The 26,102-nt window shown below is 39.9% G+C and carries 16 protein-coding genes; 6 read left to right on the top strand and 10 right to left on the bottom strand.

Annotated features, from left to right (window positions below):
- Positions 1 to 19: 19 nt before the first annotated feature.
- Positions 20 to 6,961, bottom strand: a complete 6,942-nt coding sequence (locus R3E32_11655) for a gliding motility-associated C-terminal domain-containing protein (protein MEZ4885375.1) — start codon at positions 6,959 to 6,961, stop codon at positions 20 to 22.
- Positions 6,962 to 7,148: 187 nt separating this feature from the next.
- Complete coding sequence (locus R3E32_11650; GenBank protein ID MEZ4885374.1) at positions 7,149 to 10,817, bottom strand: T9SS type A sorting domain-containing protein; 3,669 nt, start codon at positions 10,815 to 10,817, stop codon at positions 7,149 to 7,151.
- A gap of 478 nt (positions 10,818 to 11,295) precedes the next feature.
- On the opposite strand from R3E32_11650, the gene ychF reads away from it, so the two are divergent.
- Positions 11,296 to 12,393, top strand: a complete 1,098-nt coding sequence (gene ychF / locus R3E32_11645; protein ID MEZ4885373.1) for a redox-regulated ATPase YchF — start codon at positions 11,296 to 11,298, stop codon at positions 12,391 to 12,393.
- A gap of 122 nt (positions 12,394 to 12,515) precedes the next feature.
- On the opposite strand, the gene R3E32_11640 is transcribed toward ychF, so the two are convergent.
- On the bottom strand, positions 12,516 to 13,343 hold the full coding sequence (locus R3E32_11640; GenBank protein MEZ4885372.1) for an aspartyl protease family protein: 828 nt from the start codon (positions 13,341 to 13,343) through the stop codon (positions 12,516 to 12,518).
- A gap of 97 nt (positions 13,344 to 13,440) precedes the next feature.
- Here R3E32_11640 and R3E32_11635 point away from each other — a divergent pair, with 97 nt between their 5' ends.
- The 3 genes from R3E32_11635 to R3E32_11625 all read left to right on the top strand — a co-directional run bounded on the left by R3E32_11635 (position 13,441) and on the right by R3E32_11625 (position 15,435).
- Positions 13,441 to 13,821 carry a hypothetical protein gene (locus R3E32_11635; protein ID MEZ4885371.1) on the top strand — a complete coding sequence of 127 codons (381 nt, stop codon included), beginning with the start codon at positions 13,441 to 13,443 and terminating at the stop codon, positions 13,819 to 13,821.
- A gap of 114 nt (positions 13,822 to 13,935) precedes the next feature.
- On the top strand, positions 13,936 to 14,616 hold the full coding sequence (locus R3E32_11630) for a response regulator transcription factor (GenBank protein MEZ4885370.1): 681 nt from the start codon (positions 13,936 to 13,938) through the stop codon (positions 14,614 to 14,616).
- Positions 14,617 to 14,625: 9 nt separating this feature from the next.
- Positions 14,626 to 15,435 (top strand): UDP-2,3-diacylglucosamine diphosphatase, encoded by an 810-nt coding sequence (locus tag R3E32_11625; GenBank protein ID MEZ4885369.1) that lies wholly within the window; start codon positions 14,626 to 14,628, stop codon positions 15,433 to 15,435.
- A gap of 36 nt (positions 15,436 to 15,471) precedes the next feature.
- Here R3E32_11625 and R3E32_11620 read toward each other — a convergent pair whose 3' ends face one another.
- Positions 15,472 to 16,896 (bottom strand): RtcB family protein, encoded by a 1,425-nt coding sequence (locus R3E32_11620; protein MEZ4885368.1) that lies wholly within the window; start codon positions 16,894 to 16,896, stop codon positions 15,472 to 15,474.
- A gap of 218 nt (positions 16,897 to 17,114) precedes the next feature.
- Between R3E32_11620 and R3E32_11615 the strand changes: the two genes are divergently transcribed.
- Together R3E32_11615 and R3E32_11610 are read left to right on the top strand one after the other, a co-directional pair.
- On the top strand, positions 17,115 to 18,053 hold the full coding sequence (locus R3E32_11615) for a hypothetical protein (GenBank protein MEZ4885367.1): 939 nt from the start codon (positions 17,115 to 17,117) through the stop codon (positions 18,051 to 18,053).
- Between the two features lie 42 nt (positions 18,054 to 18,095).
- Complete coding sequence (locus R3E32_11610; GenBank protein MEZ4885366.1) at positions 18,096 to 18,965, top strand: universal stress protein; 870 nt, start codon at positions 18,096 to 18,098, stop codon at positions 18,963 to 18,965.
- Between the two features lie 288 nt (positions 18,966 to 19,253).
- Here the strand turns inward: R3E32_11610 and R3E32_11605 are convergent, their stop codons facing one another.
- The 6 genes from R3E32_11605 to R3E32_11580 form a co-directional block, all read right to left on the bottom strand.
- A complete protein-coding gene (locus R3E32_11605; GenBank protein MEZ4885365.1) occupies positions 19,254 to 20,333 on the bottom strand; it encodes a hypothetical protein in 1,080 nt (359 codons plus the stop codon).
- A gap of 58 nt (positions 20,334 to 20,391) precedes the next feature.
- Positions 20,392 to 21,306: a phytanoyl-CoA dioxygenase family protein gene (locus tag R3E32_11600; GenBank protein MEZ4885364.1), complete on the bottom strand. Its 915-nt coding sequence runs from the start codon at positions 21,304 to 21,306 to the stop codon at positions 20,392 to 20,394.
- 196 nt (positions 21,307 to 21,502) lie between these two features.
- Positions 21,503 to 24,415 carry a CHAT domain-containing tetratricopeptide repeat protein gene (locus tag R3E32_11595; protein MEZ4885363.1) on the bottom strand — a complete coding sequence of 971 codons (2,913 nt, stop codon included), beginning with the start codon at positions 24,413 to 24,415 and terminating at the stop codon, positions 21,503 to 21,505.
- 570 nt (positions 24,416 to 24,985) lie between these two features.
- On the bottom strand, positions 24,986 to 25,318 hold the full coding sequence (locus R3E32_11590) for an STAS domain-containing protein (GenBank protein MEZ4885362.1): 333 nt from the start codon (positions 25,316 to 25,318) through the stop codon (positions 24,986 to 24,988).
- Between the two features lie 157 nt (positions 25,319 to 25,475).
- A complete protein-coding gene (locus R3E32_11585) occupies positions 25,476 to 25,610 on the bottom strand; it encodes a hypothetical protein (GenBank protein MEZ4885361.1) in 135 nt (44 codons plus the stop codon).
- Positions 25,611 to 25,614: 4 nt separating this feature from the next.
- Positions 25,615 to 26,100, bottom strand: a complete 486-nt coding sequence (locus R3E32_11580) for an SET domain-containing protein-lysine N-methyltransferase (protein ID MEZ4885360.1) — start codon at positions 26,098 to 26,100, stop codon at positions 25,615 to 25,617.
- Between the last annotated feature and the right edge of the window lie 2 nt (positions 26,101 to 26,102).

Genomic DNA, 26,102 nt, shown 5'->3' with positions numbered 1-26,102 from the left:
TAATCTCCTAATATCCAAATTATCTCACCAAACTCACATTTCCTTTCCTTAAAATCTGTTTAGTGAAACCATCCTCATCGTATTCAGCCAACACATAATATACATATACTCCAATCGGCTGAATTTCACCATCTACAGACCCATCCCAGGCCTCATTTGCATCCATTGAAGTAAAAACCAATTTGCCCCAACGGTTGTAAATTCTGGTTTCAACCGATAACAAAGGCATATTCGAGAAAATAGAAAATTGGTCGTTGTTACCATCTCCGTTTGGAGAAAAAGCAGTCGGAACCACCATCTGAAAACCAGGATCTTCTTCACAAACCTCAACCCTTACCTCCACATTATCAGAAGCTACGGCACAAGCAGGATTTTCGCTGAACACCTGCAAAGTATAAATGCCCGATTCCGTCACCTCCAAAGTAGGGGTAGTCGCACCAATTTCCAGCCATTGAAACGAAAATACATCTGATACAATGCCTTCCAAAACAACACTTTCCCCTTCACAAATCGCAATATCCGCACCTAAGTCCACCGTCGGTACAACCGCATACGTCACATCAATGCTGCCTGTCAAAAGGCAATCCTCCGACTGCGTTTCAACCGAATAAGTGCCAGCTTCCGTCACTTCAAAAGCAGCATTTGTAGAGCCATCTTGCCACAAATACGAATCTGCCAAAGGTGCAGTCAACAACAAAGTTTGACCCGTACAAAGTACCGTATCCATTCCCAAATCAATCGTAGGATTTTCCTCCAAAGTCACCTCCACCGAATCACTCACACTGCAATCGCCAACCGTTACTGTTACCGAGTACGTACCCGATGTATTCAGTTCAAACGTAGGATTCGTAGAGCCATCCTGCCATTCATAGGTCGTATTTGCAGCAGTTTGTGTGGCATCCAATACTACAGCCAAACCCCCACAAAGCAAAATCGTGCCGCCTAAATCCACCGTAGGAAGTGCATCCAAAGACACCGAAATTTCATCCGTATTGCTGCAAATACCATTGGTTACTGTCACTGTGTAAATGCCTGATTGTAAAACGTCAATACTACCATTTGTATCGCCAGTACTCCAAATATACGCATCCGCTATTGGTGCAACCAAAGGGAAATTCTCCACTCCACAAAGTGAAACATCCTCACCCAAATCCACCGTAGGAACCGCCGAAGCCATTGCAGTCAATTCATCCGTTGCCACACAATTTCCCACCGTTACCGTTACCGCATATATACCTGAAGCTGTTACTTCAAAAGTCGGATTGATTGAACCATCTTGCCATTCGTAAGTTGCCCCAGCAAAAGTTGCATCCAATGTAGTCGTTTCTCCTTCGCAAAATGCCAAATCTGCGCCCAAATCCACTGAAGGTTGCGGTACATAATCCACTTCAATGCTGCCCACCAATTCACACGCTCCAATGCTGACGGTCACTGAATAAATCCCCGAAGCCGTCACTTCAAAAGTAGGATTCACCGAGCCATCTTGCCATTCATACGCTGCATTTGCTGTAGTCGCATCCAAGACCAAGGTTTCCCCCTCGCAAAGTGTAGCATCAGCTCCTAAATCGACTGTTCCCGCATCGTCAAAATTGATAACTACCTCATCCGAACTACTACAACCGTTTGTAGTCACTATCACAGAGTACGTTCCCGCCAAGGTCACTTCAAAAGTTGGATTGGTAGAACCATCTTGCCATTCGTAAGTTGCCCCTTCAAAAGTCGCATCCAAAGTCACCGTTTCTCCACTACAAATATTCAAATCCGCTCCCAAATTGACCACAGGAAGTGCATTGAAAACCACTGCAATTTCGTCCGAACTGCTGCAACCATCAGTCGAAGCCGTCACTGTATAAATACCCGATTGCGCCACTTCAATGCTTGAAGTCGTTTCGTTATTGTTCCAAAGATAAGTGTCTGCATTAGCAGCAGTCAGGGTAGCCGTGTCACCTTCGCAAAGTTCCAAATCTGCGCCCAAATCTACGATAGGTAAAGATGTTACATTTGCAGTGACTCCATCACTCGCACTGCAATTTCCAACCGAAACAACCACCTCATATACACCCGAGGCTGTCACTTCAAATGTTGGATTCGTAGAGCCATCCTGCCATTCATAAGTTGCCCCTCCAATAGTTGCATCCAAAATTCTGCTTTCACCTTCACAAAATACCAAATCTGCGCCCAAATCCACCGTAGGTTGTGGCGAATATGCCACATCAATACTGCCTAACAAAATGCAACCGCCTGCAATCGTAACCGTTACCGAATATGTACCTGCTTGATTCACATTGAAGGTCGGATTGGTCGAGCCATCTTGCCATTCATAAGTCGCATTGGGCGTTGTAGCATTCAATTGAAGTGTTTCACCCTCGCAAAGTGTAGCATCCGCACCCAAATTTACCGTTCCAGCATTGTCAAAATTAATCACAATCTCATCTGAACTGCTGCAATCGCCCACCGAAACAATCACCGAATATGTGCCCGCTTCGCTTACATTGAAGGTCGGATTGGTCGAACCATCTTGCCATTCATACGTTGCCCCCGCAAAAGTAGCGTCTAAGGTAAAATTTTCACCTTCACAAAGCGTCACATCTCCACCTAAATTTACTGCAGGAGCTGGGTTCACAAAAACCTCAATTTCATCCGAACTGCTACAATTGTTGGTCGTTGCTGTCACGCTGTAAATACCTGCTTGATTGACCACAATGCTGCGAGTCGTCATATTATTGTTCCAAAGGTAGCTGTCTGCAATCGGAGCAGTAAGCGTTGTAGTTTCACCTTCGCAAACGGTGACATCTGCGCCTAAATCAATTATAGGCAATGGATTGACAATTACTTCAATGTCATCACTGACCAAGCAGTTATTGACCGAAACAATAACAGAATAAGTACCCGATTGTGTCACTTCAAAAGTCGGATTGGTCGAACCATCTTGCCATTCGTAGGTCGCATTGGGAATTGTAGCGTTGAGTGTAAGGGTTTCGCCTTCGCACAAGGTTTGATTTACGCCCAAGTCAATTGCAGGTTGTGGTGAATAGGTGACATCAATACTGCCCAACAACAAACAACCATCTGTATTCACAGTCACCGAATAGCTACCTGCCTGTATTACTTCAAACGTAGGATTGGTCGAACCGTCCTGCCATTCGTAGGTTGCATTGGGTGTTGTGGCATCCAAGGTAAAAGTTTCGCCTTCGCACAATGTCAAATCTGTTCCCAAATCTATGATGCCTGCTGCATCCACTGTTACCACAATTTCATCACTACTTACGCAGTTATCCGCTGTAACAATCACTGTATAAGTACCTGATTGTGTTGATTCAAAAGTAGGATTGGTCGAGCCATCTTGCCATTCGTAGGTGATGTTATTGAAGGAAGCCGCATTGTCAGGAGTAGCATCCAGTGTAGTCGTTTGGCCTTCACAAAGGGTAATATCTGCCCCTAAATTGAAGATAGGCAATGGAGTAACGGAGATACTCACAATATCCGTTGAAGTACATCCATTTGCAGTAACCATCACCTCAAAATCACCTGTTTCGCTGACTTCAAAAGTAGGATTGGTCGAACCATCCTGCCATTCATAAGTTGCATTTGCAGTCGTTGCATCCAAAGTAAGTGTTTCTCCTTCACAAATCGTTTGGTCTGCGCCCAAGTCAAAAATGGGAAGAGCTTGGTAATCAATGATAATACTGCCTTCTAAAATGCAAGAATTTAGTGTAACGACAACCGAATAAGTGCCTGCTTCGCTCACTTCAAAAGTAGGATTGGTTGAGCCATCTTGCCATTCATATATACCTCCTACCAAAGTAGCGTTCAATATCAGCGTTTCCCCTTCACAAAGTGTTTGATCTTCGCCCAAATCAATGGAAGGAAGCGTATCGAAATTGATGGTAACATTGTCTGTACTTTGGCAACCGTTAGAGGTAACTGTTACCGAAAAAGTACCGCTTTCGCCTACTGCAAAAGTTGGGTTGGTTGAACCGTCTTGCCACTCATAAGTAATTGTGCCTAAGTCGGCCGAATTGTCGGGAGTAGCATCCAAAGTAGTGCTTTCTCCTTCACAAAGGGTTAGATTTTCACCCAAACTGATGTCGGGTAAAAGATTGTAAAAAGCTTCAATTTGGTCTGAACTGCTGCAATTGTTGGTCGTAATCGTGACACTGTATATACCTGCTTGGCTCACTTGAAAAGTAGGATTGGTCGAACCATCTTGCCACTCGTAACTATCAGCCGTTGGAGCAGCCAAAGTGGTGGTTTGGCCTTCACAAAGGGTTACATCTTCACCTAAGTCAATGCTTGGCAAAGTATTGTAAACTACTTCAATTTGGTCTGAACTACTGCAATTGTTGCTTGTAATCATAAGGCTATAAATACCCGCTTCACTTACTTCAATACTTGAAGTGGTAGAAATGATGGTCGCACCATTTTGCCATTGGTAAGTATCTGCAATTGGAGCAGTTAGTGTGGTAGTTTCACCTTCACAAAGTGTGATGTCTGCGCCCAAATCGAGTACAGGCAGCGAAGTATAATTTACCGTGATTTCATCTGAATTGCTACAACCATTTGCAGTAGCAATCACGCTATAAGTGCCTGCTTGCGTCACTGTAAAAGTAGAATTGACTGAACCATCTTGCCATTGATAACTTGCTCCTGCGGGTGCTGCAAGGGTCAGTGTTTCACCTTCACAAAGGGTCACATCTGGACCTAAATTGACATTGGGAAGGGGAGTGACATTGACCATAATATCATCGGTATTGCTGCAATCGCCAATAGTTATTTCTACGGTGTACAGTCCAGTTTGAGTAGCCGTAAAGGTTGAATTGGTCGAGCCATCTTGCCATTCATAGGAATCAGAAAAGGGAGCATTGATGGTATAACTTTGATCTTGACAAATTGTTACATCAGGACCTAAGTCAATGGGGGGAATAGGAGCATAATCAATGTTGATTTCATCAGAAGCCTGACAGCCATTGACAGTAACGGTAACAGAATAGGTGCCTCCTGGAAATTCGACAGTATAAGAAGGATTTGTTGAACCATCCTGCCAAACAAAAGAGTCGGCACTCAAAGGATTCAATACTACAGTTGAGGTACCACAAACTGTGAAATCGGGGCCAAAGTTAAGTCCTGGATTGGCATTGAAGGTAATTTCTACTTGGTCTGTTGAAACACAACCTTGGTCGGTAACAGTGACAGCATACGTTCCTGCCACACTTACATCGAAGGTAGGATTGGTTGAACCGTCTTGCCATTCGTAGGTTGGTGCAACTGCATTGGAGGGAACAGCTGATAATGTTTCGACATTGCCAATACAAAATGTTTGGTCACCTCCTAAATCCACATTGGGTAATTGGTTGTAAGTGACAGTAATCTGGTCGGTTTTGCTACAACCCAAATCCGTGACTGTGACAGTGTAAGTGCCTGCTGTTGTTACTGTAAACGTTGCATTTGTGGATGCGTCTTGCCAAAGGTAGGTTGGTGCAGTGCCGCCTGTTGGAGTAGCATTGAGTGTGGCGGTTTCACTAGGGCATAGCGTTAGATTTGCACCTAAATCGAAATTGGGTAGAGGATTGTATAGTATCGTAATTGCATCGGTCAAAACACATGATCCATTGGTTACATTGACGGTATAGGTGCCTTGTGTGCTAACTACTAAAGTGGGATCGGTCGAGCTATCTGACCATAAATAAGTGGGGGCAGCTACATCTGTTCCCGTTGGAGTAGCGTCTAAAGTAATGGTTTCGTTTTGACAAAGTGTTTGATTCAGTCCCAAATCCATAGAAATGTCGGGCATCGTAACTGTAACGGCTTGGGTGTTGGTGCATCCACCTGCATCGCTAACTGTTACAGTGTAAACTCCTACACTCGTGGCATTTATACTGGGGGTGACGGCGTTTGTTGACCATACATAAGAACCTCCTGCAATTGTTGCATCCAAAGTGACGAACGATTCACTGGGGCATAAAATGGCTTGATTGCTTAGAGTGATGACTGGTTTAGGGGTAACAGTTACGGTCACATCGTCTGTACGTACATTTCCACAGTCATCTGTAATGTTGAGGATATAATTGGTGGTGGTAGTTGGAGAGGCCATTGGATTGGAGATGGCGGCATTGTCTAAGCCTGTAGTGGGTGTCCAACTGTATGTATAGGTGGGAATATCATCTAACCCTATGGCAATGGTTTCGCCATCACAGATTATTTGGTCTTCTAATGGATCGAAAAAATTAGTGGATATAATACAAACTTCGTGTCGGTTGTTTTGTCCTCCTGTGCTGGCGGTAAATCCCCAATAAACATTACCACTGCCTCCAAAAATATTGGTTACAATGTCATTCGTGTAGTTGATGACTTCCACACAATCGAGATAAACGAGCAGGTTGGTGGAAGCGGCATTCCAAATGATTCTTACATCATGGTAGGTAAGATCTTCGATATTGCCTACGGTGGTATAGTTTGTACCAGTATGTATGGGAGATCCATTGGTCAAAACGGCAACGTGGTCTTGTACGGGATCGTTGTTGAGTCCTTCTCCTGCACTGTTGTTTTGGTAGGTATCAAATTCTACAATGACAGAAGGAGTGATGGTTTCATAACCTATTCCTCCTCCTCCAAGACCTAAAGCGGTGTTTCCTTGCGACTGCAATAAGAAGGTCATTCCATCTGCTCCATCTTTGACTCCAAAGAGCATTTCGGTTTGAATTTCAAAGGATTGATTGAGGTCAATCTGGTTAGTACTAAACAGGGAACTCAGTTCCCAATTGAAGGTATCGGTCAAACGGTAACAATCTCCACCTAAGCTGGTTGTGTTTCCGTTGAGTTGAAATTGAGCTGAAATTGGGAGAGTATTGAAGAAAATAAGAAAGGTGGCTGCTTTCGTAAAATCCCACAATGGATGTATCTTTTTTGCTTTGTTTTTTATAAAAAGGAAAAACGACAATGCTTCGAGTATGTATTTTTTCATGATGATTCTATTTGCAGTCACTATGTTTGAATATGGCTAAATATGTTAAAAATAAGTACAATAAATCTTTTTATAAAAAACCCTTCTCTCAAATGGAAAGAAGGGTTTTTAGGTCAATTTAAGTATAAAATCAAAGATTCAAACTCAAGTTCATATATGATATAGAGCCTGAGTTTGAATTGGATTTTTAGTGGGTCAATACCAATTTGATGTGTCTCACATCACCAGAAGCGGCTGTCAAAGCTGCAATATATGTTCCGACAGGTAAATTTTTACCGAATTGGAATTGGTAGTTTTGTTCTGCTTCTACACTGCCGTTGAAGAGTGTGGCTATGTTTCTGCCTGCAATGTCATATACGTTCAAACTTACCTCTCCTTCAATGGCGACATTGAAGCTAATCAATGTTTCTTGGGTAAATGGGTTTGGAGTAACATTGAAAATAGCATCTGAAACGATGGATGCTTTTCTACCTCTTCCTGTTGGGCGTGTGGTTACAGGAACAGTTACCGAAGCTGTATTGCCATTACAACCTGTTGCAGTGAGGGTATAATCTCCTGCTACTGTGATACCTGTTGCATCTTCAGTAGAAGCAGTGTAACCACCAGGACCAGTCCATGAATAAGTCAAGTTGCAGTCTGGCGAACCTGCTGTTACGGTTACAAAGATAGAACCTGTTCCTAAAGCATTGTATGGAGAAATGCCTATCACTTGGTTCACAACGATGCTTGTACAAGCAATACAATTTGGGTTAGTGCCACCACAATCAATACCTGTTTCATCTCCATTTTGAATACCATCGTAACAAGTTTCACAACTGCTTGTATAAGTAGTTCCAAAGTCGAAGAAAATGACAACCTTATCATAGATGTTATTGGTGTTGAGTGCAGGTGCGCCGTTACTGAAATCAAATTCCAATGTTTCCCATGCCTTCGCTACAGTGGTAACTGCGATAACTTCTGAGCTGATACCGCCATTGGCTGAATTTTCTACCTTCAAAAGCACTGGAATTCCTACGGATGGAGACCAAACACGAACAGTCATTTTGGTGCTATTTGCTGTAAATGGAATAGGAGTAGCCAGTCCATTTGCACCAGCAATAGTTCCTGCAAAAGATAGAGCAGGAGCAACTTTTGACGTTTCTACAACCATGTTGGTAGGGTTGGTAGGATCTACAACAATTTGGGATATAGCTCCTGCAAAATCAAGAAGGTTGTAATTAATATTGGAATCGTCAAAGGTTAGGGGAAGATCCAATGGGATAGGGCCTGCTGAGGAGCAATCTGCATCAAAAGGAACAGTGATATCTCCTACGCCTAATTGCCAGTTTCCTCCAAATGAAACCTTGCTCCACAATAGGTTTAGCGAAACATTAGCTGGGGGCGTACCCCAAGTCAATGTTCTTCTTATTTGACCAGGAACAGAGAAATCTTCTGCAGAGATGGTTGCGCCACTTCCTCCATTCACTATTAAGAGATCAACAGGATCTGCGTCAGCTGATTCAATGATAACTTCCATTGTCGATGCATCAACATTAGAAATGGTTAAACGAATCCTAGAAGGCGGGTCACCTGCAAAATGTGTTACTTCTGTATTACAGTAATCAGGTGTAGCTGTTCCAGAACCACCAGGTGAACAACTTGCGGCAAAAGGAACCATGATATCTCCTTGACTCAATTGCCAGTTTCCTCCAAATGAAACCTTGCTCCACAATACGTTTAGCGAAACATTAGTGGGAGGCGGCGTACCCCATGTCAATGTTCTTCTTATTTGACCAGGTACAGAGAAATCTTCCGCAGAGACAGTTGCTCCACTTCCTGCGTTTACTATTAAGAGATCAACAGGATCTGCATCAGCTGACTCAATAATCACCTCCATTGTAGTCGCATCAACATTAGTAATGGTTAAATGAATCAGAGAACCTGGGTCACCTCCAAAATGTGTTACGTCTGTCTCACAATAATTGGATGTAGTTGTTTCAGAATCAACAGAAGAGCAATCTATTCCAAAAGGAATAGTGATATCTCCTGGGCTTAGCTGCCAGTTTCCTCCAAATGAAGCCTTACTCCACAATATGTTTAAAGTTATATTAGCAGGTGGTGTACCCCATGTCAATGTTCTTCTTATTTGACCAGGTACAGAGAAATCTTCAGGAGAAATAGTTGCGCCACTTCCTCCATTCACCAATAAGAAATCAACAGGATCTGCATTAGCTGATTCAATAATCACTTCCATTGTGGTTGCATTCACCGTATTGACGGTTAAGTTAATTGCAGATGCTGTTTCAGCAGCGATACCCAAGTGTTTTACTTCTGTATCACAATAGGGAGAAGATAAATCTGTAAATTTCACATCATCCCAATAAAAAGTATTGGCATCATCTACTTGTATTTCTGCTCTGGGGTTGAAATTGTGAGCAGTTGGATCCATACAACCTATTCTTGGGCAAACATCACAAGTGTTGTAACATACAGCAGGGAGCGATATCGCACTAACACCAGCAGAAACTGTCACACCACGGTTTTGGAAACCACTTCCCAATACAACATTGCAGGCATCGGGAACAGATTCTTGACAGCAAAAACCTGGGCCGTTGATAAATTTGTATTCGTAAGCGCCAGGAGCCAAAGGTATGGTAACATACCAAATATCGCTATTATTCAACTGGGTCATTGCAATATTTCCACTCCATCCATCGAGGTTTGAACCCATGAAAACGCCTGCAGGGTTGGTGTCTTCCAATGCCATATTGACTCTGAAAGTGACATCTACCGTTTCAGGGCATGTTTGAGAACAGAAATTAAAGCAAACGGGAGGAATGACTACATCTCCATTGAAAACAGTTACGCCACGGTTTTGGAAACCACTTCCCAATACAACATTGCAGGCATCGGGAACGGATTCTTGGCAGCAAAAACCTGGGCCATTGATAAATTTGTATTCGTAAAAACCATTGGATAACCCGTCAATAGTAACGCTGTAAATACCGTCCATATCGGGATCGGTCATTTGAATATTTCCTGTCCATCCGTCAATGCTCGTACCCATAAAAACGCCCGCAGGGTTTGCGCCTTCTTTGGTCATATCAACTTGGAAGGTTGCAGAATAGGTAGTGGGACAAGTGCCATCCGTTGAGCAGAATCCAAAGCAAGTGTTAATTGTCATATCACCTGCCCCTACTGTGATGTCTCTGTCATTGAAGTGACCAGGATTTGCACAAAGCTGTCCACCGACTTGCTCTTTACAACTGTAATCTGGGCAAAGACCATTGGTGAAGGTATAATAATCTCTAAAATCTGTTGGAAGGCTTAGAGTTGTAGAGTAAATGCCGTCTGCATCTGGGTCTAATAATGGAATATCGCCAGGCTGTCCAAAGGCTGCTCCTCCAGTAACGTAAACTCCACTTGCAGCTACAGTTTCGCCTGTCATGTTGACATTGAAGGTTACATCTACCATCGGGCAACTTGTGGTGGTGGAACATACACCAAAACAAGTATTGATAACCATATCAGTTGTACCTGCTTGAAATGAACGGTCATTGAAGTTGCCGGGGTCGCTACAAGCTTGTCCTTCAATGATTTCTTTACAGGCATAATCACCACAGTTGCCATTGGTGAAAATATAGTAAACAAAGGCATTATCTGGAACGACTACCGAGCCACTGTAAATACCGTCCATATCGGGGTCAGTCAATTGATTGGCTCCTGGACCTCCAATAGTTCCGCCTGCTACAAATACACCACTAGGACTGACAATGGTGTGATTCATGTTTACATTGAAAGTGACAGTCACATCTGCTTGTGCTATTTGGAAGCAGGTGAGCAATGTCAAGCAAAAAAAAGTAAGAATTCTGGTCATAATGTTTGTATTGTTAATAATATGTGAATTTTGTTTGGATTCGAGCTTTGAATTTATACTGTAAAAGTTTGTACGACAAGATATTTATTATTTAATTTCTACACAAATGTTATGCAAGGTATTTGGTGAAATTTTATCATTGTAACAACGACTAAAATTAGGCTTAATAGAAATAACCTAATAAAAATGTGGTTTCAAACAATCTGCAATGATAAGTAAATTGGGTTTTTTTATTGCATTTAGGGCTACATCAAGACTACATCAAAGCGGTTATTGATGCCTATATACCTACATCAAGACTACATTCATACTGTATGTTGATTTGATAGACGAACATGTCAATATAATAGTGATTAGAGTATTGAAATGTGCTACAAAAATGATTGAGTTTTTAATTTTCGTTTTCATTTCCATTTTGATTCCATAAACAATACCTTTGCAGCCGCAAAAAAATTAAAAATAATACGAGTAATTAATTATGGCTTTAAAATGTGGTATTGTCGGCTTGCCGAATGTCGGAAAATCAACCTTGTTCAACTGTTTGTCTAATGCAGAGGCATTGGCTGCAAATTATCCTTTCGCAACCATCGAACCCAACATAGGTGTGGTGAATGTACCCGATGAGCGAATGACAAAATTGGAGGAACTGGTAAACCCGCAGCGAGTAGTGCCAACAACAGTAGAGATTGTCGACATTGCAGGTTTGGTAGCAGGCGCAAGCAAAGGAGAAGGTTTGGGCAATCAGTTTTTGGGGAATATCCGAGATACAGATGCCATTGTGCATGTTATTCGCTGTTTTGATGACGACAATGTGGTGCATGTAAGTGGCAGCATTGACCCTATTCGTGACAAAGAGATCATTGACATTGAACTGCAATTGAAGGATTTAGAATCGGTTGAAAAACGTATCGAAAAATTACAGAAAAGATTGAAAACCAATGATAAAGATGTGCAAAAAGGTATTGATATTTTACAGGTCTATAAAGCGCACCTCGAAACAGGACAATCTGCAAGAACTGCTCCTTTGGAGCCAGAAGCTCGTGCTTTTTTCAATGATTTACACTTGCTGACCAACAAGCCGATTTTGTATGTCTGCAATGTAGATGAAGATTCGGCAGTAGAGGGCAATCAATATACCAAAGCACTTGAAGAAGCGGTGAAAGATGAAGGAGCAGAGGTATTGTATATTTCGGCTGGTATGGAATCAGAAATCATGCAGTTGGAAACCTATGAGGAACGCATGGAATTTTTGCAGGAAATGGGCTTGACTGAACCTGGTATCAACAAATTGATTCAGTCTTGTTACCGTTTATTGAATCTCATCACTTATTTCACGGCAGGAGTGAAAGAAGTGCGTGCATGGACGATTACAAAAGGAACAAAAGCACCACAGGCAGCGGCTGTAATTCACACCGATTTTGAAAAAGGATTTATTCGAGCAGAGGTGATTGGCTATGAACATTATGTAACATACGGCTCGGAGTCAGCGGTCAAAGAAGCGGGTAAATTTAGAGTGGAAGGGAAGGAATATGTGGTGGCTGATGGAGATGTGATGCACTTTAGGTTCAATGTGTAGTTTTTAAAAATGGTGGGATTGTTGGATAATAAAATCGTAAAATGGTTGGCACGTATAACAAAACATGATTCTATCCCGATAAAAAATCGGGATTTGGCTGTGACTCAACAATCCCACAATATTTACAGTGTTCTTAGATACAGCATTTTATCTTTGCAGTCAATAATAGCTTCATACTTCAATAACACATCTGCGCCGATAATAGCATCAACTTCCTTCGTGCCAATTTCTGCAAATGCTTCATTGACATGGGCAAGATCAATAATGGTCATATTGTATTCAAAAATATCGAAATTGCCGAAACGTACTTTAGGAATCATTGCAGAAGAAATAGGCATACTTGTGCTGCCGATACCCGTAGCTTTATCTTCTAATTCCTTTAAGGTCAAACCCCATCTTTCTGCTTTTTCAATATCAATACACGTTTGACCAGCTCCTGTATCTACGATGAAAAGCGATTTTTCGTTGTTGTTATTTAGCTCCACTTCTACCACCGCATGATTGCTTCTAATACATTCAAAACCTATTTTATTTCCTTCAATCCTCAAATGCATTTGTTGGTAGTCCATCACCACATCGTTTTCCAGCAAGATATCTGCTCCAATGATACCATCGACTGCTGTTGCGCCAATACCTACAAGAGCTTGATTCATAGCAGATAAATCCAGTCCTGCTGCTGCGAAATCTGTGGTTGTCCAATCTCCAATTGACAATTTGGGTACAACTACTTCAAAACGATTCATATAACCCTCTCCCACACCTGAAGCAGTATGCCCACTTTCTGCCACTACCAAATCAAGTTCGGTAGCTTTGCTGAGACTTAAACAACACTTTCCTGCTCCAGAATCTAAAATGTATCGTGTAAAAATGTCATTCAATTGTCCATCAATCAGAAAGTGATTGGTAGGAGAAATTGTGAAGGGGATAGCTATGTGTTGTTCAATATTCATGCGTGATGAAATTTAATTTTTTTTGGGCTTGTTTATAAGGTCAAAAGTATTCATTTTTACCCATATTTCTCAAATCAATAAAAAATAGATTTCAAACATGGGTAATGTAAACAAAAATAGGCTCTACGATGCCTTTGGAGAATTGATTTATGCGGTAGCAAAAGCAGATGGACTTGTACAAACCAAAGAATTAGACGCATTACACACCATTTTGAGTGGACATCCGTGGGCAAAAGAAATTCAATGGTCTTTCGATTATGAAAACAAGAAAAATCATTCGGTAGAAGAAGCCTATAAAAAAGCAGTGGACATCTGCAAAGAAAATGGGCCCGACCCTGATTATGAATTTTTGTTTGAGGTATTGGAGGAAGTAAGCAAAGCGAGCGGTAAAGTAGAAATGTCAGAAACCGATGTTATTGAAGGTTTTACCTCCGAATTGAAGGAAAGATTTATTAGAGATATTGAAGAAGCAGAGTAGTAACAAACGATTTCTGTTAAACTTAACGAAAACTTCATTTTTCTTTAACGCCTAAGGAACACCAGATAGGTAATTTGTGCGCCATATCCCTGACACCCTAAAATGAATTGTGATATGGACCATTCAATGATAAAAGTATTGATAGTTGACGATGAAAAAGATGTCTTAGAGTTCGTTGGCTACAATTTGCGGAAAGAAAACTTCAAGGTATTTACGGCTAAAAATGGACAAGAAGGCATTGACATGGCAAAAGAAATGCGTCCAAATTTAATTTTACTCGATGTAATGATGCCTGTATTAGATGGTATCCAGACTTGTCAAGAATTGCGGACACAGAGTGATTTCAATCATACCATGATTTGTTTTTTAACCGCTATGCGTGAAGAATTTACACATCTAATGGCATTGGATGCAGGAGCTGATGACTACATTCTCAAACCCATTCAACCTCGCTTATTGATTACTAAAGTTAAATCTTTGGTACGCAGAATGGTAGTGGAAGAAAAAACATCTACAATTGTCGTTTTAGACCTCAAGATCAACAATGAAACATTTGAAGTAACCCAAAATGGAGAATTGATTGAATTTGTGCGAAAAGAGTTTTTTCTACTCCATCTACTGGCTTCAAAACCTGGACGTGTGTTTACACGCAATGAAATTCTTGAAAGAGTATGGGGAAATGATGTGATCGTAAATGATAGAACCATAGATGTTCACATCCGCAAAATCAGGGAAAAACTGGGCGATAACTATATCAAAACGGTGAAAGGGGTAGGGTATAAATTTGACGCATAAACAAGAAAAATGACCAGAAGAGATGTAGAAATTGTGGTGGTATCTGATATACACTTAGGCACTTATGGATGTCATGCCACAGAACTAATCAAGTATCTAAAAAGCATCAAGCCCAAAACATTGATTTTGAATGGTGACATTATTGATATTTGGCAGTTTAGCAAACGTTATTTTCCAAGCGAGCATATCTCGGTTATCCAACAACTAGTGAAAATGCTGGCGAAAGGCACAACAATTCATTATCTCACAGGCAATCACGATGAACTACTTCGCAAATTTTCTGACTTTTCGGCGGGTAATTTTCACCTTCAAGACAAGCTGCTACTGGATATTGACGGCAAAAAAGCGTGGATATTTCATGGAGATGTTTTTGATGCCTCCATCACACATGCCCGATGGATTGCAAAGTTAGGAGGTTGGGGCTATGACCTATTGATTCGCCTCAATCGCTTTATCAATCATCTACTGAAGAAAATGGGGAAACCCAAAATGTCTTTATCTAAAAAGGTGAAAGACAATGTGAAAGAAGCAGTAAAATATGTTGGCAATTTTGAAGATACAGCCATTGATTTGGCAATGGATCAGTCTTATGACTATGTTATTTGTGGACATATTCACAAACCAGAAATCAGAAAAGTTGACAACCAAAAAGGAAGTACAACATACCTCAATTCGGGTGATTGGATTGAAAACCTTACCGCTTTGGAATACAATAAAGGAAAATGGACAGTATTTCAATACGAAAATGAAGAACATTTACCTGCAATCGTTTCCGAAAAAACAATGGAAGTAAATGTTCTCACTGCAATTGAAGGCTGAGTTTTGAGATTGAAGTTTGAGCATTGCACATTTCCCTTAGTCCTCTGCCATTCGCACAATCTTAGGATGGAAAGTGCCAAGTACTTCCACTAAATCTTGCTGTGCTTGCATCACTTCATGGATATCCTTGTAAGCCATTGGAGCTTCATCTATTCCGCCTCCAATAAGCGTCACGCCTTGCTGCTTCAAGTATTTTCGCACATCGCTATTGGTCAAAGAATCTTTGGCTTTTCGGCGAGACATCTGGCGGCCTGCACCATGTGAAGCAGAATTGAGAGAATCAAATTCACCCTTTCCACGCACAATAAACCCAGGGGCAGTCATAGAGCCAGGTATAATCCCTAAAACTCCCTTACCAGCAGGAGTTGCGCCTTTTCGATGCACAATCACGTCTGTACCATCCGACAGTTTTTCTTTCCATGCAAAATTGTGATGATTTTCCACGATTGCCACAGGTTTTTCGCCAATCGCTTTGGCAAGCCGCTTGTGGATTTGGTGGTGACAAGCCGAAGCGTATTCTCCTGCCAAATTCATGGCCATCCAATATTCTTGCCCCAATTCGGTATCCAAATCCAACCAAGCCAAATGTTGTGCTTCTTTGGGAAGTGGACATACTTGACGGGCTAATTTGGTGTAATGTCCAGCGATTTTTGCACCCAAACCTCTTGATCCAGAGTGTGATAAAATGGCAACGTATTTTCCAATCGGCAAATTCCAGTCGTTTTCGGTCGTCAAAATTTCGACCATTCCAAATTCGACAAAATGATTGCCGCCTCCTGATGTACCGATTTGTTTGTAAGCAGTTTGCTTCAATTTTTTCACAAAGTCAATCTCTTGAAACACCTTGCTCTCCAATACTTCATCATCCATCGGAGTATCAAACTCGCACCCCATTCCAAAGCGGGTATTGTCTCCCAAATGTTGCTTCAAATTGGTATGGTATCGTTTGATGAAATTATCTGGTAAGTCGTACATAGTCAAGCACATACGGCAACCAATGTCAACGCCCACACCATAAGGAATTACCGCATTGTGTGTTGCCAAAACGCCACCAATAGGCAACCCATATCCTTGATGGGCATCGGGCATCAAAGCTCCTGCAATCGCAACAGGCAGTTTCATGGCAGTGTACATTTGCTGAATCGCACCTTTCTCGATGTTTTCTTTGCCGTAAATTTGGAAATCTATGGATTTGTTGCGAAGCGGAATTTCTCCCAATTCGGTGATGATACCTGCGTCCACATTGGCCTGTTGTATCAGTTCTTTCGCAATAAGTCCAAATGCTTCGTCTTCTTCATAGTTTTTAGGGTTGGCTAACAATCGTGAAGCCATTTGTAGCTTTTCCTCTTTGCTGGAATGTTTGAAGTTTTTTTGCATCACATTCAGCAAAATCCCTATGGCACGGCTTTGTTTGAAGCCCAGAGCCATTAAATCTTTTCCTTTTAACTTTGACTTTCCCATGAGTTTTTTTTTGAAAAAAAAATGTATATTGGTGGTGCTTGCTTTGCCGAAAACTACAATGATTTCCTTCAATTAGTTTCATTGAAGGAAAAAAAAACTAAATATTCCACATAAAACCCCATAGAAATACTATTTTTGACTAATAACTTTTTTTTTGCCTAAAAATCAATGTCATGGAATTTCAATGGATAATTATCATAATATTAGGTCTAATTGGTATGTTAGCTGGATTTGGATATGGACTAAGTAGCAATGCATTAATATTGCCGTACAAAAGTGGACCACATCAATACAATCCTGGGTGTTTGGCAGATTGCTTGTTTGGATTTCTTGGTACGGCTGTCATTTTCAGTGTATTACCTCTGGGGCTTGAAAACTTAGAGAGCCATCCTACTGAAATCTATTTTTACATTCGCTTGTTTGGATTTGCAGTATTAGGTGGATGGGGCGGTAAAGCACTTATTGACAGTGTATTGTCAACCACTGTGCGTCAATTGCAGCAAAAAATAGAACAAAAAGAGCAGCAAGAAATTCAGGATGCGAAAACGTTGGAAATGACCAATGAATACCTTAATTCTTCAACGGATGTCGGAGTTCCAAACAAATCTTTGTTGGATGCCATCGAAAATGCTTCTCCTAAAACCAAAGTAGAGATACTGAACGATGCAAAAGAGGTGAGAAGTGAAACATGGAAAGATGATAAAGGAACGATGGAAAAAACGATTCCGATATTTGAGTCACTTGCCAAAGCTACCCAAGAAATTGATTCTCATAGAGTATATGGTCAATTGGGTTTTGCACTCAAAGATCAATCAAATCCTGATTATGAAGGAGCGATTAAGAATTTGGATAAAGCCATTGAAGTGCGGGATAGAAACAAGGTGACAGGTTTCTCATGGTATGAGTTTAACCGAGCAATGAGCAAAATCTATTCTGATATTGGCTATCGCAAGGGTTTGCCTTCTGACAAAAGTTTGCAAAAGTCAATAATTGCTGACCTCAAAGTAGCTTTCTCTGATACTTTGGTAAGTGAACGATTGCAAAAAAGTGCTACAACTAATCAGGATAAAGATTTAAATGCTTTATCGGATTGGATGATTTACAATGCGGTTGAGCCTATTACCATCAATGCAGGTTGGTTGACACAGGCAGCATAAGCAAACTTCAAATTTAATGTACAACTACAAATTCAATAAACAATGAACAATATTTTAGTCCCTACGGATTTTTCGGAAAATGCGGTGAATGCTTTCAGGTATGCACTACACATTGCAGCCAAACAAAATGCGAGTATCACCACACTGCATATTTACAGTCTAAATATTTCCAGTTTGGAAATAGGCACGCCTCCTGAGTTGATGCAGTCTATTTTGGAGAATCAAGAGGAGAGAGAAGGAGAGCATTACAAAGAATTTGCAGAGAAACTGCACCTTGAAGCGACTGCCGAAAACTTGGCGCATGTGCCTGTTGTGCATAAGCTCACAGAGGGTTTGGTGGTGGATGAAATCGTACAGGAATCTATGGATGAAGACCCAGATTTGATCGTATTGGGAACGGACGGGGTGGACAATTTGGCAGATAGATTGTTTGGAACGACTACTTCCAATGTAATTGAAAATGTGGATTGTGCAGTGCTTACTGTTCCTGCGGGTGCAGAATATAATGGACTTCACCGAATTGCGTATGCTTCTGATTTCAACAAAGATGATGTGGGAGCTTTGAAAGAAATGCTGGAGTTGGCAGGGCTTTTTGGAGCAACGATTCATGTGGTACATGTGAGTGAGGAGGGGGCTCCAACTGACGAAGATCAACGTAGAATGGAGGAATTGGAGGAAAATTTTATTGCGACCGAAGAAGCAGGTAAGATAGTATTTGACTTGATTAGTGCAGAGAATGTAGTAGTTGGTTTGGAGCAATATTTGGAGAAGGAGGCCATTGATATGTTGGTGATGTTCAAAGAGAAAGAAAGTTTTTGGGAGCGTTTGTTTAGCCCCAGTTTGACCAAAAAAATCGCTTTACATGGCAAAAAACCTTTGTTGGTATTGAAGCGGAAGTTGGAGATTGATTGATGGAATAGCAGGTAAGAGGTGAATCAACTAAGTGATTATGTGACAGCTAATAATATTTTCTTAATTAGATGTCAAATGATTTAAAAATTAATTTTTGGTTTCTGTTTGGAACGAAAACCTAAATTGTAGCATAAAAAATTGTCTCCTTGCCAGCCTGTTTGCGCTTGCGTTTTCGCCGTAAAAATCTGTAAAAAATCCGCTCCATTGAAGTAAATATTGGGGTATTAACGCTCAATAGAGCTTTTGTTCCAAATTTTGCAATCTTCAAAGCTAAACTTAGCCGAGCCTTCACTTGACTGCCGCCGTCTGTTCGACAGTAATTATTGTTTTGCTTTCCAAGTTGAATAGATTTTGTTCTTGGATAATGGATGGAATAGACATATTGTATCTCCATAGATTATCTCCAACGATGGTATGGATTAAATTTTTGAATAGATATTCCTGGCTGTCTTGTGGAAAATGAGCAAAGCATTGTTTTACCAAAGCAGAAACAGGAAAGTTCAAACCTGGCAAACCGTTGATGTCAAAGAAATTCATTACTCCTTGCTTATTGAGTCTGCCATCAACACGAGTAGTAGTTTGAATCCCAAATAATTCTACAATGGCAGGTAAATAAGTTTCCAACTGTTTCAATATAGAGGGATCTTCAATGTATACCTGTTTTTCATGATGTGAAGAAAGCGTATAATGGTATTCACTAAAAATCTCTGTTTTACAATCCATACCTTTTACTACATTGTAGCTGGGTAATATCATTTCTTTAGTCCCCATCCGAAGGTATCCACAGGTAATGTCATCTGCGGCTAAAAACTCTTCAATAATAAGATGACTATTGGGAAATTGAGTTAAAATTTCTTCTGCCGCAAAAATAGCTTCCTCCAAAGTATATACCAAAGTAATCCCCTGAGAACGAGATTCTTTGGTTGGCTTCAAGACCAAAGGATACTCCAATTCACATTCAATTATTTTACCTGCTATTCTACCTTTATCTTGTTGATGAAGTATGAGGTTAGCAGGCGTAGGAATACCTGCTGCTTTTAATTTTAATTGGCAAATGTCTTTTTCCAGTAGCCGCAGAAGTGTTTCTAAATCTGAGCCGATTAAAGGCAATTGATATCTTTCAATGGCTTGAATAAGTCCATATAGTTGTCCATTGTCAGCATTTACCCAATAAGCATTTGCCCAAACTAAGGTATTGGAGGAAACACTTGCCAACGCTCGTTGTAATTGTTTGGGATTAGATACTTCAATAGTTTCTACTTCAAATCCTGATTTTTGAAGGATTTCGACTACAATTCGTTGACTTGAAGTTTGTGTCATCCACCCATTTAGCCAATGTCCTTGGCTATTAATGATGAGAATTTTCATGATTTTTCTTTAGATAAATAATAAATGTAGAAAATTAAAAACTAAAGTGATTTTGTAATCAGAAAGATATTCCTGAATTGATTGCATCTCTAATAGAATCACCATCTTTAAAAGCACCCAAACGATGTCCAAATGATTTAGGAGGAACATTCCCTTCTAATTTCATGCGTTCAATTGTTTTTTCAAAAAGAGTACGGTGGATCTTTGCATCCAAACTCACCAATCTAAAAATAATGGTGGTTCGTTTTGTAAGCGGTCCATTTGGTAAGAGTTCTTGGCTTTTGTGCCAAGTATTTCTATTAAACAGCAGTGCATCCCCTAGTTTCAAGCTACATTCTTGTTGCAAATCATCTAGCATGACCTTATCATAAGGACCTGCCCAATTGTCGTTATAATATTGTTCGTATTTGGATTTGGAATAATGTCCATTGGGCATTATTTTGAGTTCTTTGTCGGCTAATTGGTAATGTGTCCACTGCTTCAAGCGACCTTTGCCACTGAAATCATCCTGATGTACCCATACCATACCACCTCTTTGTTTATTGACATCTATCGGATTTAAGGGAACCCACAAGGTATGTCCAGGTGAGTTGATATCTATAAAACTGAAGCTGTATTCATCAAAATGCCAATCAAACCCCTTGCCTTTCCCTACTTCCAATTCTAAAATGGCAATTTGAGTTACCACCAACTCATCATTGGTTAATTTGTTGAGAGGTGCTAAAATATCTTGAGCCAATACTTTGAAAAATTCATCTCTATTGGCAAATTCATTGGAAAATCTGTCAAATTCCCGAATGACCCCATCAGGCTGATCATCAGATTTGAAGTTTGCTTCTGCGGATGCTTGTAAATGGCGTACTGTATTAAACGGAAGCATATCTTCAATATGTATGACACCTTTATTTTGATATTCAAGTTTATCTTGGTTTGTAAAAGATGGAGAGTTGACAAGTTGTTTTTCAGTTACCATGGTAAAGTGTTTTATAAATTGTAAAGTTTTATTTTTTGTCTTCAATATTTCCCAGCTAGCAGTGTTGTTCTAATACCTACATTCAAGCTATAAATTCGCTTGTCTCAACTTCTTTATTATTAGTGTGACCTTCACAGGAAAAAATGTGACCTGTTTTTGAAAAAAAATAAATAAAATATTGCAGAAAAGACAAAATTCAATCCCCCAACAACAAAAACCCTCCCCAATACCTCGGCGGTAAACCTTCTGCAATCAACTGCAATTTGGCGTATTGTAGGGCTTTGGAGTAGTTATCCTCCTTGTTGAGTAAATAATCGTAGAAATGATGGGCAAAAATGGCAGTCGTTTGGTCGTAGATTTTGAAGAGGGTAAAAACGATGTTGGAAACGCCTGCATACAATAGACCTCGATTGAGGGACAAAATACCTTCTCCTGCTGCAATTTTTCCTACTCCACTTTCGCAACAACTCAGAAAGACCAAATCACTTTTGAGCTTCAATTGGTAGAGTTCATGGGCATACAAAATGCCATTGGAGGACGGTATAGCCGTTTGTTGTCGAATTGAAGTACTTTCAATATTTGAAGTAGTTGCAGAAGCAGCAATTTGTAGGGAGTTTTTGTCGGGAGAAAACAAGATTCCCAGTACGTTTTTCTTTTGATTGGAAACCCCATGTGCTGCAATGTGGATAAATTTGGCGGGCATTTCTGCTACTTGCTTTTTGAAGTCGGGCAAATTGGCTTTCGCCCGCAAATAGGTCTGTGCTTCCCATCCTTTTTTTTGGAAACTGGCTTGAATATCACTTACCTCTTTTTCAGAATACAATAGAGCCTTGTAGTTTCTGCCTCGAATAGACACATCTCTCGTTGCTTCAACGGGTAATGCGTCCGTTTCTTGGGTGGAAAAGTGAGCATCATCGTAAACGGGTGCAAAGCCCAAAAAACGGGGCGGTAATTCCTTGCGCTGAGTTTTTCGGCTTTGTTGATAGGCTCGCAAGGTAGCAGAGTAATGGTAACGAATATCGTATTGCTTCAACAAATAAGGTATGTCACCATAAGCAGTTCTGAAAGAAGTTTTTTGGGTAAGCAAAACTTCAAAAGGCAATTCCAAAAGCTGATTGTCGGGAAAAATCAACAGCGACTGAATGGCGTTTTTTTCTAAATATTTCTCAACGGGTGCGATGAGATATTGATACAGTTGATGGGACTTTTGGACATATTCCTTCCGATTCATACCCAAAATTCCTTCGTCTATAAAACTGTCTATCAATAGAATATCCTCCTCTGTCCATCTTATTTGTTGAAGGAATACCTCCTCCGAAAGAACACATAAGATATACAGGTTTTTTTGTGTCAATGTATAAACAATTGCGGCAGTTTGAGCAGCTACTTGACTTTGTAGCTCTTTTAGTGTAGTTTCATGAGTTTGATGTTTTAGGTGGAGGTATTCGGGATGATTTTGTTCGATGGAGGCCATCAATTGATGGTATTCTACTTGGAGGTTGACCAATTCTTCTGCATATTGGTCAAATACTATTTCTTCTGCTTGACTTTGTTGGAGTAAGGTTTGATACTCAGAGATGGCGGATTGAAGTTGTTGCAATTGTTGCAATTCTTTTTCGGGAATGGCGGTCATTTGCAGGGCTTCCGTATTTTGGATGGTGGACAAGAGACTATGTACCTTGTTTTTTTCGGAAATGACAAATATTTCTTCTAAATAAGATGGATTGTTTTCGATTAGATATAGTTCATATAGTATGTCCGTAGCATTTTGATAAAAATTGGCTGCTGTTTGATTGACATTCAGCTGGTCTAGTGTTTCATGGACAGTAGAACGGGTATTTTCAATTAAGGTATATACTTTTGGGAAAAGCTGTATTGCAGAAATCAAATAGTCTTTTGAATGGTATTTTGTAAAAAGCCGCCTTAAAACCTCTAACTGCCTTTTGTATAAATCAAACTGTATAGAGAGGTTCTCAACTTTTTGAATTGAAATTATTTCTTTTACGCATTTATTGGCTTCATCAAGATATTCTACGACAAGCATAAGTTCGTTTTCGAGCAGTGCGATATCTGCTTCCAGTAAATACACATAAGCAAGTTCAATATCTGCATTATTAGGTAGGATATCTTTTGCTTTTTTTGCCAATAATTTTCCTTCGTCTAAACGCTCATTCTCTATGTGAAGTCTTGCATACCTATAATAGAGTTTAACAAACCAATTATAATTGTTTTCATTGATACTCTTTTGAATCCGAATAGCCCTTTCAAAATATTGCCGTGCTTTCTGCCAATTGCCTTTATGAATATGAATTTCTCCCATCACAGAAAAAGCAGTTGATAGTTCGCCATCTTCTATGTTGTATTTTTGTTTGAAATCTATGACTTTTGTAAAAGCCTTCAATCCCTCATCATAGTCTCCTTCTTCTACCTCGATTCCACCTAACATCATAACAAAATTGGCAATAAGAAGGTAGTCGCTTCCAAATTGTTTCTCACACATCGAAATCCCTCTCTCTAAATAGACCCTAGCCAAGTAGAATTGTTTCAGATGGAAATAGATGTGTCCCATTGTCTGATACAGGTGAATGTTCTCAATTTTGTGAGACAAGAACTTAGTATAAGGGAGTGCTTTGAAAAGAAAAACCAAACCCATTATATGCTTACTCCTTTGGACATAAGTACTTGCAATAGCATTATAGGCTTTGACTATAAGCGCAGTAAGCTGCAATTCTTGAGCTATTTCTAAGGTTTGTTGGGCCTGTTCCTCAGCTTTCACATAACTATGTTGATAAAAATTGCAGTAGAATAGCCTGTAATGAAATTCGGCCTTCAATTCATGTGGTCCGCTTAGTTTTTGATAGCATAATTTTAATCCTTTTTCTCCTATTTGATTCGCCTCTTGTATGCGGTTTCTTACACTCAACCAAATACTTATCCTATATTGACACCACAGGTATCGTTCCCAATTTTCGACTTTCAAGTACAGTTGAGAGGCTTTTTCAAACAAGGCATAAAAATCACTGGTATTATTTTGTTGAAATAATTGCTCTCCTTCTGCAAATAAGGCATCTGCCCGATTGATTGTTTGAGTCAAGGTATCCCCTTTCATACTGTGACAAAAATAGTTTTGATTACTAAAATCACAAATTTAAAAAAAAGAGTAATACCAAAGTTGTTAATGACAAAAGCCACAAGCAGCTTTTTAGCTACTTGTGGTAAAACAATAGTGAAAGAATTAGTTATTGCAGAAAACGGACAAAATTCAATCCCCCAACTTTGAAACCGTACACTTTTCAGGAAATGGAAAAGAGAACGGTGCGCTGCACCTTACCGAGTTCTCGGAACAAGTGATGAATTTTAAAATTGGGTAGCTCTCGCAATATCTTCTTCATAATTCAACTGTGGCTATAAAAATCACAATAGATTGATTATCAAAATTTAGCCACTAAAAATATTTTCTTTTAACAGCAAGAAAATATGATTTATTAATTGATAGAGCTAGGTGCAGCGCACCGTAACTAACGAAATAGGTACGGTTTCAAATCCCCAACAACAAAAACCTCCACAAACAATGATTTTGTTTGTGGAGGTTTTTTAGTTATCCGCTTTTAGGCTTTGTGTTTTTACGTCAATCATTACTTCCCGCTTCTTTTATCCAAAGTCCAATTTAGCTTAGTTTCTAAAAAGAATCAACAGCTTCTTGTTCTCCATCATAAATGTCAAACAGGCGAATAGTGCCCGTTATATGTAATAAATTTTCTATATTTGAATTAACTTCGCAAATAGCCAATTTTCCGTTTTCATTTGAAATCATCGTATGTACAGACAGCAAACTACTCAGTCCTATAGTGTCTAAAAACTTAACATTCTTGAAATTTAATACAAAATTTCGATGGTTGTCGTCCAATAACTCTATGATTTTATTTCGCAAAGCAGTATCTTGACCCAATACGAGATTTCCATTCAAGTTTAGTACTTGTATGTTTTGTGTTTGATTTACAGTAATTGTCATGATAATAAAAAATTAAATAAAAATGATAAAATATGATTTGATTAAATAAATTGAAAGCAATTTAAGATTTGATGCTCACTATAAGCGTGACCTTGACAAGAAGAAATGTGACCTGTTTTTGAAGAAAAAATTAATTATTGCAGAAAAAAGACAAAATTCAATCCCCCAACAACAAAAAACCTCCCCAATACCTCGGCGGCAAACCGTCTGTAATCAACTGCAATTTGGCGTATTGCAGGGCTTTGGAGTAGTTGTCTTCTTGGTTGAGCAAGTAATCGTAGAAATCAACCACTTACTTATGAAAGAATTGTTGTCCTCTCCAATAATTTCGTTTGGATGTGTGGAGACAAACGATGTCGTTCAAGTAATTTTTCCTCCAAAAATGCTGCTCCTTGGATACGCTTCAAACAGTGTTTATTTCCACACAAACAATCAAAAGCCTCTGTCATTGCCCATTCAGTAGAAGGGTAGAAAAATGCCACTTCATCGCCTTTTTTGAGAGGGCGTAAAGTTCGCAAAGGCATCGTTTCCAAGTCAAAAAAGACATTAGGATGGCAACTGTGATTGATGTATTGCAAATATTCGGGGTCGAGGTGAATGTGTCGATTCATGCTTGTCTGTACTGAATAGCGGGTAGGTTGAGGCAAAATTTCTTTGTACCCAAATTCCATCAAAACTGCATCGGCAGCAATGTCTTGGGTAGCAAACATGGATTTATAATTTGATTCTTTGAAGTGTCGGACTTCAAAAAAAGAAGTAACTTGTTTGTTTTCAATTTTCATGA

Source organism: Chitinophagales bacterium (assembly GCA_041392475.1).
GTDB lineage: Bacteria > Bacteroidota > Bacteroidia > Chitinophagales > UBA2359 > JAUHXA01.
The sequence above is the reverse complement of the archived record's forward strand: the minus strand, read 5'-3'. Positions and strand labels throughout refer to the sequence as shown.

Coding starts and splice junctions, on each gene's coding strand:
- R3E32_11655 (MEZ4885375.1), bottom strand. CDS start 6,961: ATGAAAAAATACATACTCGAAGCATTGTCGTTTTTCCTTTTTATAAAA.
- R3E32_11650 (MEZ4885374.1), bottom strand. CDS start 10,817: ATGACCAGAATTCTTACTTTTTTTTGCTTGACATTGCTCACCTGCTTC.
- ychF (MEZ4885373.1), top strand. CDS start 11,296: ATGGCTTTAAAATGTGGTATTGTCGGCTTGCCGAATGTCGGAAAATCA.
- R3E32_11640 (MEZ4885372.1), bottom strand. CDS start 13,343: ATGAATATTGAACAACACATAGCTATCCCCTTCACAATTTCTCCTACC.
- R3E32_11635 (MEZ4885371.1), top strand. CDS start 13,441: ATGGGTAATGTAAACAAAAATAGGCTCTACGATGCCTTTGGAGAATTG.
- R3E32_11630 (MEZ4885370.1), top strand. CDS start 13,936: ATGGACCATTCAATGATAAAAGTATTGATAGTTGACGATGAAAAAGAT.
- R3E32_11625 (MEZ4885369.1), top strand. CDS start 14,626: ATGACCAGAAGAGATGTAGAAATTGTGGTGGTATCTGATATACACTTA.
- R3E32_11620 (MEZ4885368.1), bottom strand. CDS start 16,896: ATGGGAAAGTCAAAGTTAAAAGGAAAAGATTTAATGGCTCTGGGCTTC.
- R3E32_11615 (MEZ4885367.1), top strand. CDS start 17,115: ATGTTAGCTGGATTTGGATATGGACTAAGTAGCAATGCATTAATATTG.
- R3E32_11610 (MEZ4885366.1), top strand. CDS start 18,096: ATGAACAATATTTTAGTCCCTACGGATTTTTCGGAAAATGCGGTGAAT.
- R3E32_11605 (MEZ4885365.1), bottom strand. CDS start 20,333: ATGAAAATTCTCATCATTAATAGCCAAGGACATTGGCTAAATGGGTGG.
- R3E32_11600 (MEZ4885364.1), bottom strand. CDS start 21,306: ATGGTAACTGAAAAACAACTTGTCAACTCTCCATCTTTTACAAACCAA.
- R3E32_11595 (MEZ4885363.1), bottom strand. CDS start 24,415: ATGAAAGGGGATACCTTGACTCAAACAATCAATCGGGCAGATGCCTTA.
- R3E32_11590 (MEZ4885362.1), bottom strand. CDS start 25,318: ATGACAATTACTGTAAATCAAACACAAAACATACAAGTACTAAACTTG.
- R3E32_11580 (MEZ4885360.1), bottom strand. CDS start 26,100: ATGAAAATTGAAAACAAACAAGTTACTTCTTTTTTTGAAGTCCGACAC.